Source organism: Alkalihalobacterium elongatum (assembly GCF_019024285.1).
Taxonomy (GTDB): domain Bacteria; phylum Bacillota; class Bacilli; order Bacillales; family Bacillaceae_F; genus Alkalihalobacterium; species Alkalihalobacterium elongatum.
Map to the genome: position 1 here is coordinate 33,070 of NZ_WMKZ01000016.1, position 13,885 is coordinate 46,954.

Annotated in this window: 11 protein-coding genes; 2 read left to right on the forward strand and 9 right to left on the reverse strand. The window is 33.5% G+C overall.

What is annotated here, in order from left to right; genetic code table 11:
- Window positions 1-14: 14 nt before the first annotated feature.
- From GKP30_RS15110 to GKP30_RS15125, 4 genes are all read right to left on the reverse strand, one after another.
- A complete protein-coding gene (locus GKP30_RS15110) occupies window positions 15-1,154 on the reverse strand; it encodes a type 2 periplasmic-binding domain-containing protein (protein WP_216830291.1) in 1,140 nt (379 codons plus the stop codon).
- 41 nt (window positions 1,155-1,195) lie between these two features.
- Window positions 1,196-1,963, reverse strand: a complete 768-nt coding sequence (locus GKP30_RS15115) for an enoyl-CoA hydratase-related protein (RefSeq protein ID WP_216830292.1) — start codon at window positions 1,961-1,963, stop codon at window positions 1,196-1,198.
- A 321-nt stretch (window positions 1,964-2,284) separates the two neighbouring features.
- Window positions 2,285-3,904, reverse strand: coding sequence for an AMP-binding protein (locus GKP30_RS15120; RefSeq protein ID WP_216830293.1), 1,620 nt, complete (start codon window positions 3,902-3,904; stop codon window positions 2,285-2,287).
- A 164-nt stretch (window positions 3,905-4,068) separates the two neighbouring features.
- On the reverse strand, window positions 4,069-4,686 hold the full coding sequence (locus GKP30_RS15125; RefSeq protein ID WP_216830294.1) for a TetR/AcrR family transcriptional regulator: 618 nt from the start codon (window positions 4,684-4,686) through the stop codon (window positions 4,069-4,071).
- A gap of 355 nt (window positions 4,687-5,041) precedes the next feature.
- Between GKP30_RS15125 and GKP30_RS15130 the strand changes: the two genes are divergently transcribed.
- Window positions 5,042-5,791, forward strand: coding sequence for an SDR family NAD(P)-dependent oxidoreductase (locus tag GKP30_RS15130; RefSeq protein WP_216830295.1), 750 nt, complete (start codon window positions 5,042-5,044; stop codon window positions 5,789-5,791).
- A 462-nt stretch (window positions 5,792-6,253) separates the two neighbouring features.
- Here GKP30_RS15130 and GKP30_RS15135 read toward each other — a convergent pair whose 3' ends face one another.
- From GKP30_RS15135 to GKP30_RS15155, 5 genes are all read right to left on the reverse strand, one after another.
- Window positions 6,254-7,033 carry a hypothetical protein gene (locus tag GKP30_RS15135; RefSeq protein ID WP_216830296.1) on the reverse strand — a complete coding sequence of 260 codons (780 nt, stop codon included), beginning with the start codon at window positions 7,031-7,033 and terminating at the stop codon, window positions 6,254-6,256.
- 784 nt (window positions 7,034-7,817) lie between these two features.
- Entirely contained in the window at window positions 7,818-9,434 is a 1,617-nt protein-coding gene (locus tag GKP30_RS15140; RefSeq protein WP_216830336.1) for an amidohydrolase, read from the reverse strand.
- Window positions 9,435-9,515: 81 nt separating this feature from the next.
- Window positions 9,516-11,015 carry a sodium:solute symporter family protein gene (locus GKP30_RS15145; protein WP_216830297.1) on the reverse strand — a complete coding sequence of 500 codons (1,500 nt, stop codon included), beginning with the start codon at window positions 11,013-11,015 and terminating at the stop codon, window positions 9,516-9,518.
- Window positions 11,016-11,231: a hypothetical protein gene (locus GKP30_RS15150; protein WP_216830298.1), complete on the reverse strand. Its 216-nt coding sequence runs from the start codon at window positions 11,229-11,231 to the stop codon at window positions 11,016-11,018.
- Window positions 11,232-11,326: 95 nt separating this feature from the next.
- Window positions 11,327-12,202 (reverse strand): nitrilase-related carbon-nitrogen hydrolase, encoded by an 876-nt coding sequence (locus tag GKP30_RS15155; protein ID WP_216830299.1) that lies wholly within the window; start codon window positions 12,200-12,202, stop codon window positions 11,327-11,329.
- Between the two features lie 368 nt (window positions 12,203-12,570).
- Here GKP30_RS15155 and GKP30_RS15160 point away from each other — a divergent pair, with 368 nt between their 5' ends.
- The gene (locus tag GKP30_RS15160; RefSeq protein ID WP_216830300.1) at window positions 12,571-13,860 is read left to right on the forward strand and encodes a hypothetical protein; all 1,290 of its coding nucleotides are present in this window, start codon (window positions 12,571-12,573) and stop codon (window positions 13,858-13,860) included.
- The last annotated feature ends 25 nt before the right edge of the window (window positions 13,861-13,885 follow it).

A 13,885-nucleotide genomic window follows, 5' to 3' on the forward strand; every position in this document is an offset into this window, starting at 1 on the left:
AAATGTTAAAGTTCTTATTTAAGTTCCATAATTTCATCTGGTAAAGTTGCACCTGCTTCTACTAACATATCTCTCCACAGGATTGCCATCTCTTTTCCAGCAAGATTTTCACTTTCTAAGTTTTCAATCCAGTCATGCCATGTATCTACAACAGCTGAATTAATAATATCTCTGGCTTCTGAATTTAATTCGTTTATGTGGATAAATTCTCCACCTTTCTCGATATTATTTTCTTTATTTTCAACCATTTCGTTCATTGTAAGTTGTGCACCATCATATATAATTTCATTTGCTGCATTTCTAAATTTTTCCTGTATATCCTTAGGTATTTTATCCCATGTCTCTTGAGTCATTGCAATTTGGTTAACAAAATGGCCTAAATTTACTCCTTCTATTGTATATTTAATTAATTCATCTAAGCCGATTGCTTTCCAATCAGGAACATTATAAAACAACCCATCTAATGCATTACGACTTAGTGCATCATAAGCGTCTGTTATTGGCATTGAGAGAGAAGTTAATCCTAAGTTACTTGCTAAAATTTCATGAACTCGAGAAGGAGTACGCATTCTGATACTTGCATTAAAATCTTCTACTGTATCAAATTTGTGTTTAGTTGTTGAAATTACATAAGGTTCTGTTGGTGGAAGGAAAAATACAACTAAATCTTTATCCCCAAACTCTAACTCATAATAAGTTTTACCATCACTAATTTCACGATCACTTTCAGCCATTTTTTGAACTGCATTCGCTATTATATTTGAATTAGATTCTAATAAAGGTAACATTACAACTTCTGAGTATGGGAATCTTTGAGGATCATATACTGCTGATAAGGTAAGTCCGATGTCAATTGTTCCTTGTCGTAGTGCATCATATTCACTCCCGAGTGGGACAAGTTCTCCAGCTGAAAATACTTCAAAGCTTAAAGCTCCATCTGTTTCATTTTCAAGTCGCTCGAATAAAGGAGTTATAAACCCTCTGTGGAAAAAGTGTTGCTCGGAAATTCCAGATGAAGCTCTGAAATGAATTGGTTCTGCCTCTTCTACATTAACTTTATTTTCGCTTACTGTTTGATCATTTCCACATGCAGTTATAATAAATATTGAAATTAAAATGCTTAGATATAACAATCCTTTTATATATATTTTCATAACTTTATCCTCCTTAAAATTTTGATAAATACTTTTTTTTATTATTTTTTCTTAAAGATAGGTTTCCTTTTTTCCATAACAGCTCTAACAGCTTCTTTTGATTCATTGTCCCCTGATAGTTTACAAGTATATCCTTGTTCAAATTCGTATCCGTCTTTTAAATTCATGAATTCACTACCATTCAGACTTTCTTTTGCCATTTTCAGTGCAACTGAACTTTTAGTAGCTATTTTCTTAGCCCATGCGATGGCGGTATTTAATAAATTTTCTGGAGGAGTTATTTCACTTATAGCTCCATAGGAAGCAACCTCCTTAGCTGTCATTGATTCCCCAGTAAAATACATTCTTCTCATTACCATTTCTGGTAGAATTCGAGAACCAAATTTGGCGCCTCCTAGAACTCCCACATTTATTTCCGGTAATCCAAACTGTGCCTTTTCAGAAGCGATAATAATATCACAACAACTCACAAATCCAAACCCACTCCCTAAGGCATACCCGTTTACAGCTGCTATAACTGGTATTTTACAATCATATACTGCCCAAAAAGCCTCTCTAACAATTTTCATTTGTTCTGGTGCATTCTCTGGAGTCATCTCAATAAACTCCTGTAAATCATTCCCCGCTAGAAAAGCCTTTCCTTTCCCTGTAAGAATTACTACATCGCAGTCATCTCTATCACCAATTTCTAAGAAGATAGAAGTGATTTCTTGGTACATTTTGCGATTTGCTGCATTCATTGGTGGCCTATTAATCTCAACAATAGCTATCCGATTTTTTACTCTAACTTCTAGGAATTGATAACTCAAATTTTTCACCCTTTTTATTTCTGTTGAATTTTAAATTTTCTGAATATATTCTTTGGACTTTTCTTGTTAGCTTATTATTTTAAAAGAATTGAGCCACATAATTTGTTATACTGAACATATCTTGATATACTTATTTCATAGCTTATTTATCTTCTTGACTAGTCATATGTAAAACCACTTTGACTAGTCCTTTTTATTTAATTTATCTTTCCATTTCTGTTAATTTCCCTTTGGTAGCGCTTTCACCGAAAGCAATTTTTAAAAAAGTATCGCCTTCAATCCAGCCTTCTTAAGACTCGTAATCTATTTTCACCTCCTAAGCTAATTTAAATTTTCGACTCCCTGCTTCAATACGAATTTTTGAATTTTCCCACTTGCTGTCTTTGGCAATTCAGTAATGATTTCTAAATATTCAGGATATTTTTGCTTTGCCAATTCTTTAGTATTTAAAAATTGTGTCATTTCTTCAAAAGTAATAACATTTTGTTCCTCACAAACAACGAATGCACAAGCTCTTTCAACCATTACAGGATCTGGAATACCCACTATTGCGATTTCTTTTACTTTTGGGTGTTCGAGCAATACATCTTCTACTTCCTTTGCACTTATTTTTTCACCTCCTCGATTAATAATATCTTTCTTCCTACCAGTAATATAGATATACCCATCTTCGTCAGATTTTGCTAAATCCCCTGTTTTAAACCAACCATCCTTTGTGAAACTATCTTCATTCAATGACTGGTCTAGATATCCTAAGAACATTTCAGGACCTCTCCATTGAACTTCTCCAACTTCACCTGGATTACATATTTCGTTATTCTCATTAACTATTCTTCCTTCTGTTGGAGACATCCATCTCCCGTCGGAACTATATCTTTTGTCAGGACTATCTTCTATATTTGTACATGTAGCAGAGGGAAGCTCTGTTGCTCCGTATTGTCTAACAACGGTACAACCTAATTCTTCTGATGCCTTTTTAATAAATAAAGGATTCATATCTGCCCCACCACAACAAATATATCGGATTGAACGTAAATCATATAAACTTCTTAAAGGTGACGATAAAATCCCTTGTAAAAACGGTGTAGCAAAGATCATGAAAGAACACTTATTATCTGATATATTTTTAATTGCTTGATCTGGATCCCATTTATCTTGAAGTACGACTGTACATCCAATTAAAAACGGGATATTTAGCGCACATAGAATTCCTGTTATATGTGATATAGGTGAAGGATTAAAAATACAGTCTCTTTCATTAAGCCGGAACCATTTAGTTAAATAATCTACGTCATATAATAATGTATTATGGCTATGTAAAGCCCCCTTAGGATTAGATGTTGTCCCAGATGTATATAATAAAAGAACGATATCATCACCTGTTGGTAAACTGTATTCTTGAATATTTTCATCAATGTTTACATCAGAGTACAGAAACTCATTAAATGTTAAAAATGCTGTTTCCTTTTCTTCATTAACTATAATGATTTTTTCTAAGTGAGGAAGTTCACTCGAAATTTCTTGGTACATTTCTGGATAATCATGGCCTCTATATTTACCTGGAATAAATACAAGCTTTGATTTTGCTTGATTTAATATAAAACGTAATTCTTTCCCTCTATAAATAGGAACAATCGGATTGGCCACTGCACCCAATCTTGTAATTCCATGATAAAGTATGACTGCCTCTAATATGTTTGGAAGTTGGAATGAGACAACATCCCCTTTTCTAATCCCATATCTATACAACCCTGTAGCACATTTAATTGATAGTTCTTCTATTTCTTTAAATGTTGCACTTCTTTGACCATCAACCACCGCAATTTTGTAAGGAAACTCCAAGGCACATTTTTGTACATAGTCTGATGTAACCTTATTTTTCCAATAGCCATTTTCAAAATATAATGCTGTTTGTGATTTATCCAAATCTCTAACTCTCATAAATACACCTCCGAAAAAAAATTCTATAGTTAAATTATTTGCTTATACTAGTATTACTTCATGCTTTCGTTTAGTAACATACAGTTAGTTACGTACACCAAGCAATCTTCCTAAAAACAGTAGAAAAATAATTAACATTTTTTTATCTATTTTTTATATGAAATTTAGTCATCTACTCTTGTTTTAACAATGCCGTATTTAATAAACGACATAATTTCATCAATAAAATCATCATTTACTTCGCGACCTTCCCATAAAACCCATTTCATTCCTACATAATCCATAATCCCCATAAAACTATAGACTAGAATAATAGGATTGATATTCCTAATTTGTTCAGTTTCCATCGCTTTTGACAGTCCTTCGATATATCCTTTTGAGAAAGTTTCATAAAATTGTCGATGTAATTCTTCATCAACAAATTCTGCTTGTCGAAATAATCGAAATAGGTATTTATGTTTTTGTAAAAAATTAAAGAATATCTTTAATCCTTCTCTTTCTAACTCAATTCGATCAGTTATACCATCTGTTTTTTCAACTATTTCTTTTCTAAGTATCTTTTGCATATGCATAACTAAGTCGCGAAAAATATCCTCTTTAGATTGAAAATAAGTATAAAATGTTCCTAAAGAAACATTAGCTTCCCTTGTTATATCTGTTATCCCAGCTTGATAATATCCCATTTCTCCGAAAACTAGCTCTGAAGCATCTAAAAGCTTCTGTTTAGTTTTTAAACCCCTATCAGTTTTAGGTACTACACTTTTTGATTTATAGTTTTCCAATTATTTCACAACCTCATTGTTTGATAATTGTAAAGCTCTCACTCTACTTATTGCTAACACTCACAAAATTGAAAGTTGAATTAGGTTTCAAGTTGATAATATCCATAATTTTCTGAATTGTCAATCCCTCTTTGTTTTAATTTGACTACTTATTCATTTTTCTGACTATTGACAACATTTATAATTGGGTGTAATATCTTATTGAAAACTGATTCATGTTTAAAGTAGATTGTAATAGGTTGATTATACAAAGTAATTCTAATGTAAGGTATTGTTTTACTAACTTTTATTTTCCCTACATTTTTCTCTCTTTGTACTAACATACCTTGTTTTGAAAGTAGAATTTTAAAGGAGGTTGATTTTTATTAAAGGAAAAGTTGTTATAATCACTGGTGCTGCATCTGGTATTGGTCGAAAAACGGCTAAGTTATTTGCTGAACGCAATGCTAAACTAATTATTAATGATATCAATGAAGAAAATATTAATCAGTTAAAAGAAGAATTACTCAATGAGGGCGCTACAGTTAAAGCAATATGCGGAGATGTTTCAAACTCAAATGTTGTTAAAGGTATAATGAAAACTGCCATAGATACTTATGGTGAAATAAATATTCTATGTAATAATGCTGGAGTTTGGTGGCCAAACCAAGATAGTAATGTAGAAAATTTGGAAGAAGATGTATGGGACAAAATACTATCCATCAATTTAAAAAGCGTATTTTTATGTACAAAATATGCAATTCCTCATATGAAAGAAGGTAAAGGCGGGTCGATTATAAATATTTCCTCTATGGCCGCCTTAAGAGGATGGATTAACATGGATGCTTATACGGCAAGTAAAGGTGGAATTATTTCTCTTACAAAATCATTAGCAGCTGAATATGGTTCTTATGGTATTCGTGTAAATGCAATTTGTCCTGGTTCAATCAAGACTCCTCTTACTGAAAAAATTCAGCTTAAAACTGGTTATCCTAAAAACCCCCTAGGAAGGGTTGGCTACCCAGAAGATATCGGAAAATTGATTTTATTTCTAGCTTCATCAGATTCTGATTTCATAACTGGTGGTGTTTTCCCAGTAGATGGTGGGAGATCTATTCGTCAATAAATATACAAAACACAAATTATAGGTATACAATAATAAATAATTGAACACTTATTGTTAATATTATTTATTTTTTAAGCCCTAAGTGTTAGTTGATCTCTTTTATTTAATGCACTATCCTCGTGTAAACTTAACAGATTAAGCAAATGTTCCAATCTTTTTCTTTTACCATCACTGGGATTATCCCCTAACTAGGATGCTACCGTTCACCAAAGGTCAGATACTTCCTTCCACCATAATTGTTAATAGCTCTTTTTGGGTCTTTTTAAGGACATAAAGATCATTTTGTGAGCTTACGTTCCTCAAGGTAAGGAACCTTGTACTCCAAAATTCATACAATACTTTTACATCCTTAAAAAGTGGCAAACAACTTTGCTCTAATACATTCTAGGAGTGCAATTTAGTTTACCTGTTTGTTTCTAAGGCTTTGTACAAGCACTTATGTAACGTATTTTATGTTGTCCATTAAATCACCCTTAACAATTTCTCTATTCTCGTAATAGAATCCAAGAAGTCATTAAAATCATCATATACATATTCTTGAGAATGGGCTGTATTGTTTCTTAACTCTTCAATAGAGCTAAAGAAACGATCCACCTCTTTTTTTGATTGAAATTCCAGCTGTTCTAACAGTTGCGGTGTTTTTCGGATGATTGTTCCTTTATCAGATAGCTGGATACATTCAATTAGGCCTAGCCCCTCATTTTTTTGCTTTCTTTTTTCGTATACTTCAAATGCTTTTTCTATTCTTCCATCACTTAAACACTGTGTCCAACCATCGTCTGGGTAATTTTTTTTAATTAACTCTAATAAATTCATTTCTAATAGAGAAATTAAGCCAAATACTAACATACGGATTGGTTGTTTTTGTAAATCTGCTAATGTTAGTAATTTCTTTACTTGGTTTTTTTCTAGTACAAACACTGGATTTTTATCTTTAAATATTTGCAGTAGTTCTATGAGAGATGTTGATTCTGAAATAAGATCATCCATTTCGAAAGGATGAACATATTCCGAGATCAAACCATCTTTCAGTTCAGTCCTGACAATATAGCCAATTATCTTTCCATTACTTTCAACACCATAAAAGTCAAAGTCTGATTCCTCCATGTACTGTTTTACTTCTAGTGCATCACCGTCCAAAGGACAAGCCAATAAATCTTCTGCAATTAAAGGCACAGACAGATTGTCAGAATATATTTCCCTTAATGTCTCGAGACTTTTTTTAAAGTGTACAATTGCCATAATAAACGAAACCCCCAACTATGAATGATCTTGAAGTAAATTTAGTAAAACAAACTTAAATGACTACCGCTCTTTTTGCTAAAAATAAATCATGTACATAGTAATATTATAACTGTTCTAGGTGTAATGATGGTCTAATATATCTAATTGATTAGACCATCACTAGTACTTTCTAAAAAAATGTAGCTCTATAATTTTAATCTGACGTTGAACTTTTGGCTTTTCCTAGCTCACAGCTGTCTGAAACTCCATAACCAATTAATCTATCAGGTTTACAATAAAAATCACAGTATAAGTTTTCTTTTATTTAAATTCATTATATTAATTTAACATCTTTACTCTGTGAATTTAGGTGGAACAGTAACATAACTCCATATACTTTTTTGATCTATAATATTTCATTAAGCCATGCATCTCTAGTTTCATAACCAGTTAACGGATCTACAATTTTTTTAGAACCAAAACAATTTCCATTTTCATAGATATCTACTTATCGACTGCAAACGAAAAAAGATGTCTTAGAAAAAACCATGCAATTGCTCAACTAATAATTCATTTTCCTGTTAATCAGTATTATTCAGTATTCTTGTCATATGAGCAGGGGCTAAAAGAGTCAGTTCAATACATATATAAAAATTAATAAACCGCCTTTTTATATAAGGCGGTTCTTTTGGTTTAACACATATTTTATATCTTTAATTAACAAATTTTCAACACTACTTAAACCTGTTTATTTTAGCAAAAAGGGCAATTAACCATGTATTACCCTCGAATTAAATGATATTTAAATATGAACTGCCTCACTTTCATAGACGATTTCTCCGTCAATGATTGTCATTTCAACTTTAATATCTTTGATTTTTTCGACGTCAACCTCAGTAATTGGACAATCTAATACAACTAGGTCTGCTAATTTGCCTATTTCTATACTCCCTTTGAATTTTTCCTCAAAACTAGCATATGCCCCGTTCCATGTGTATAATCGAATAGCTTCTAAGATATCAACTTTTTGCCCTATACCAACTACTTGTTCTGTTTGACTTTTTCGATTAACAGCAACATGAATACCTAATAATGGGTTATAATGGGCTACAGGATTATCAGAAGCACCAGCCGCGATAATTCCACTTTCGATAAAATCTTTTACAGGATACATATGGTTAACTCTCTCTCCATAATTTTTAATATATCCATCTCCATACTCGTAAAAGAATGGTGGATTAGGAATAGGAACAACTCCTAGTTTTTTAATTCTAGTCACAAGATCAGGCATTGTGATACCAGAATGCTCAATACGGTGGCGGTGATCTTGACGGGGATTTTTCTCTAGTGCTTTTTCTATACAGTTTAATAACATTTCAATTGCCCGATCACCTTGAGCATGTGCAGTAATTTGGAAACCTTTCTCATGCGCTTCCCCTAAAATTTGATTTAGCTCTTCCTGCGTGTAGTAAAGTATGCCATAATTTTCTTCATCACTTGTGTATGGCTGTCTTGTTGCAACTGTTGGACCACTACTACTACCATCAATAAATACTTTCGCAGGACCAATACGGAACTTCTCATCCCCTAATCCTGTAGTAATACCAGAATCAATTGCTTTTCGGATAAATTCCTCTGATTGATTTAGCGAACAGATCATAGCATATATTCTTGTCTTTACTCCTCCACTCTTAACTGCTTGTTGTAAGACTCTTAGATTATCAGGTCCATAGCCACCCGCATCATGAATGCTTGTAATTCCAGCTTCAACAAAATCTCTTGATGCTGCCTCTACTGCTTTTGTAAGCTCCTCTTGAGAAAATTGAGCGGTTTCAAATATATTCATATGCGCTTGCTCTACTAGTACTCCTGTCGGTACTCCATTTTCATCCCTGATAATTTCTCCACCCTCGGGGTCTGGCGTATCATTTTCAATTCCCTCTATTTCAAGGGCCATGCTGTTTGCTACTGAAATATGTCCACAGGCACGAATAACTAGTACTGGATGCTCTGTTGAAACTTGATCCAATTCATAACGTGTAGGGTAGCGACCTTCGGCAATTTTTGTATTATTAAATCCCCACGCTCTTACCCACTGACCCTTTGGAGTATTTGCTGCTTTATCTTTTAATGCGATAATAAGATCATCTAGTGACCCAATACTAGGATCCTTACAACTAACGGCTAACTTATTCGTCCCATACATCGTAATGTGCAGGTGAGAATCAATAAACCCTGGTAATAAGCTCTTTCCTTTTAAATCTATAACTTTCGTATTTTCTGATATCAACTGTTTTACCTCTTCATTTCTACCTACCGCAACTATCTTATTCCCCTCTACCGCTACAGCTTCCGTAATTGTATCGTGTTTATTGACCGTTAATACTTGCCCGTTAATAAAAATAGTATCTGCCACTATCAATCACTCCTACTATTTGTAATCGCTTACATATTAATATCTAACAAAACTTAATAAAAGAAAGTGAACCGTTGCATAATATTAATTAGAGATTGGACGGCCTGTATTCGAATCAACAGGAACATCATATACTTCATCTACCATATCTGGGAAGAAATTTTGAATAGAATCATATGAAGCTGGTTTTGTCAGTAAGCTAACAATTATAAAGATTGGGAAGTTAGCCATCAGACCCCAAATTCCAGCATGAACTCCAAGTGGGTGCGGTATCCATACCGAGAAGATTATTGTCACTATAAACCCAACTAACAGCCCCCAGAATGCTCCATGCTTAGTAGCTCTCGGCCAAAAGAACATACCTACAATAACAGGGAAAGATTGGCCGATAAATCCATAACCTATTAATAAAATATATACTAGACTAGCAGGCTCCATAATTGAAATAGGAGCAATGATAAAAAGCATAATTGGGAAAATCAACTTACGCGTAAGCTTAGCTACTTTTTCATCACTCAATTTAAATGCGGGTTGAATGATATCCTTACTATAACTTAGCGCTACTCCGTGAATACAAGGTTCACTAGAGGACATCGCCGCAGCTAACGTCCCAGCTCCAAGAAGTCCTGCAACAATTACTGGCATATAATCCATCGCCATTTGAATAGCTACTGTATCTGCACGTTGTAAATCAGGAAGGACGAAGATGCCAATAAAGCCTACAACTAACATTGGTAGAATTACGACATAATAGGTAGGTAACATCATTGCTGCATTACGTACAGCTTTTTGCGACCTTGCCCCCATCCATTGTATCCAGTGTGTCTGCCATATAGAGAACATTGAAATTAAGATTGAAGTCGTCCAGAACATAAAGCCCATATCATTAAGCGCACCAGGGAGGGTTAGAAATTCAGGTGCTTCAGCTCTTACTTTTTCAAAGACTTCTGTAAATCTAAAAGTTCCAGTATATTGTTTTGTGATCCAGAGTCCAACAAACCAGGCCACAACCAACATCAATGCCCCCTGAAACGCATTAGTTAAACCAATCGCTCGTAGCCCACTACGATACAAATAAATCGAGATAACCCCTAATGATATAAAAACACCAACCCAGACAGGAATTACCCCTTTACTCATAACATGAAGAATATACGCTGCCCCCGTCGTTTGAAGTACTGCAAATGCTAATATACCAATTGATGTCACAAGTGCTGTTAATCCACCAAGGGCTTTACTTTCATATCTGTGTGAAACAGCTGCCGCCTGTGTAACGTGACCAAATTTTCTACCGAGTTCCCATACTCTTGGTCCTAAATACCAAGCCATTATTGCCATGTACGTCAAATACACAACTACATATAGTACTGGTACACCTTTGGAGTACGCCCATCCAGGAGCCCCCATAAACGTATACGCACTTATCCCAGCAGAACCGATGAGAAGGTACATAACGATACCACTCATACTTCTGCCAGCTACTCCCCATTCTTCAACTGTGTCCATCTTTTTTCCTTTACCTGCAATTAACCCTAAATAAATGGCTACAACCATATAAGCAATTGTAATTAGAAATGGGATCATTTAATACACCCCCATCTTCGTTGACAACCACATAGTTAAGGTAGTTGAAAAAACAATTAAGTACGTCCAAAACATGAGAAACGGTATACCAAAAACAATCGTTTCCGTATTAAATAACAGAATGACAGGCCAACATCCAAGGACTACATTTAACACAATAAGAAATAAAAATAACCATCCTTTTGGCGTTTTAGGTAATCGAAATGTCGCTTTCAAATTCCATCCTCCTCAATGTTTTTGATAGTGAAAATAAGACCCCCTACAAATTTTTTTATAACCACCCCCAAAGTAGAATTTCAAAAGAAAATTTATTATTCATAACGGTAAGGTTCATATTTTCTATACAATTCTTCACGACGCTTTCGATCATTGAATGTAGTTGTAGCTCCAGATTCTCTATTATTAGCTAGTTCATCAATGTTTACAGTTCCAGTGATGGTCATGGATTTATTCATTTCACCTTCTACCACAATTCCTTTTTTCGACCATGGTTCATCACAAGGGCTTAATATTGAGGCTTTTCCAATTCCTTTTGGAATAATGCCACCTGGAGTTCCAATCGTTGAACAATGAACTACATACACTTGATTTTCAATACAGCGTGAATGAGCACAATGTCTTACACGCCAAAAACCATATTCACTGAAGGTATATGATGGAGAAAAAATAATTTCAGCTCCCTGAACAGCTAAAATACGAGATACTTCTGGTATTTGCATTTCATAACAGTTTGCTATCCCAACCTTTGCAGGACCAATATCAAATACATTGATTTCATCACCTTCATTTGTTCCCCATTGAGCTTCAGCAGGAAAAATATGTGTTTTTTTATGTTCAACGTATGTCCCGTTCTTATCAAAAAGATAAGTAATATTGAATAGATTGTTATTTTTATACTCTAAATGGGAACCCGCAATAATGACTTGGTTACGTTCTTTTGCAGTTTTAATAAAAAATTCTTTAAATTGGTCTGTGAATTGATTCAGAAGAGTCATTTCTTTCACACTAAAGTTTTCAAATTGAGGTAAAGTCGTAAGTAAACCAGTGGTAAATAATTCGGGGAAAATAACATAGTCACTATCTGAAGGAACTTGAATTAGTTGTTCTTGAATTTGTTGCACAAAATCCTCAAAATTTCTAAGTTTCTTTAGCTCAAATTGACAAGCTGATATCTTCACACTTCTCATTTCATTTACCCCCTCGGATACTAAAAACATTTAAGGACATATTAAAGACCTTTAATGAGAATATAGATTATAACATATTAATTGTCAATATATTTTGAAAATTTAAATAGCATTTTGATTAACTTTAACCGTTAGGGTTTATATGTGTTTTGGCTTTCACTTTAAAAAAATTGTGCTTTAATCAAATTTATATTTCTTTAGTTTTTGATGAAATAAGGATATATTAAAGACATGTTATAAAATATTCAGGACTACCATATCAAATGCACACAAATTAATTTTTTAAAGCGATAGACCAGATTAATCTACATTCGTTATATTAAAGATAGATTACTAAAGTCATAGTACTTTACTATGGAGGGGGACTTATGAAATTAAAAATTGCTATTATCGGTTCTAAAATTCCAGTTAATGCTATTGAAGAAGTTATAAATGAATATGATCAACAACTAGAGGTTGTTTCTTTTGTATGTAAAACCTTAAAAGAAGCTCCTATGCACACGATTGAAGCACAAAAGTTTGCTGATGTTATTGTTTATGGCGGTCCTATCCCCTACTTCTTTTCTAAAGATGTTCTAAATAAAACAACACGAACTGTTTTTCTACCTTACAAAGGAGTTACGATCTACAATACATTAATGCGCATCTATATGACCTACAACTTCTTTCCTATTATTAGCTTTGAAGCATTAAAAACAGCAGATATCGATGAAGTATATGAAGATTTAGGATTATCACACATCGATAGATATATTACCGTATTAGGTCAAGATTTTGATACCGAGAAAACGATTGAAGAACATTTAAAATTATGGCGAAAAAATAAAGTGCAAGTTATTGTCACCGCTACACAATCTACGTTTGAGCGTATTAAGGAAATGAAAATTCCAGTTTTCTTGTTAAAGAACACAAAGCAAACGATCCGAGAAACTCTAGACCATGGAATACTAATGGCAATTGAAAAAAAGAAACATCTATCACAAATTACCGTTCTAAAATGCCAAATTGACCATTACGATAAAGATGCAAGTAAGGAAATAAAAGGAGAATACGAGGCTATTAAAGATGAAGTTTTGACGTATGGACAACAATTTTTCTCAGTTTCTGGTGAAAGTAGCGAAAACATTATAACTTTATATATGACGAGAGGGATATTAGAGAAAGCAACAAATCATCTTAGAAACTTCTCCATTATTAATAGCATCAAATCTATGTACTCCCAGTCGATTAGTTTGGGTGTCGGTATGGGTGATACAGCCGAAGATGCAACATTTAATGCTAGTAAAGCACTTGTTTTTGCAAAAGAACATGGCGGTGATTGTGTTTTTCTAATTAACGAAGATAAAAAAATAATTGGACCACTCGGCTCTTCAAATTCTATTGAATATCAATTAACACAAACCGATGGCTTAGATAATGCTTCTTCGTTAACTATTCGTAAATTTTACGCTTGGATGAAAATGTTCAACAAAAACCAAATCACAACTAGAGATGTCAAGATAGGTATGAACACGAGTGCGCGTCATGCGACAAGAATACTAAAGTCCCTACAAGACAAAGGAATTGTTCAAGTAATCGGTAAAGAAACAATGAGTCATAAAGGAAGACCCCGTCAAATATACGAAGTGAATTTAGCAAAATTAGAAAATGAAGTTTAAAGTTTATATCAGATATGAAGAATTA

Coding starts and splice junctions, on each gene's coding strand:
- GKP30_RS15110 (WP_216830291.1), bottom strand. CDS start 1,154: ATGAAAATATATATAAAAGGATTGTTATATCTAAGCATTTTAATTTCA.
- GKP30_RS15120 (WP_216830293.1), bottom strand. CDS start 3,904: ATGAGAGTTAGAGATTTGGATAAATCACAAACAGCATTATATTTTGAA.
- GKP30_RS15135 (WP_216830296.1), bottom strand. CDS start 7,033: ATGGCAATTGTACACTTTAAAAAAAGTCTCGAGACATTAAGGGAAATA.
- GKP30_RS15145 (WP_216830297.1), bottom strand. CDS start 11,015: ATGATCCCATTTCTAATTACAATTGCTTATATGGTTGTAGCCATTTAT.
- GKP30_RS15155 (WP_216830299.1), bottom strand. CDS start 12,202: ATGAGAAGTGTGAAGATATCAGCTTGTCAATTTGAGCTAAAGAAACTT.
- GKP30_RS15160 (WP_216830300.1), top strand. CDS start 12,571: ATGAAATTAAAAATTGCTATTATCGGTTCTAAAATTCCAGTTAATGCT.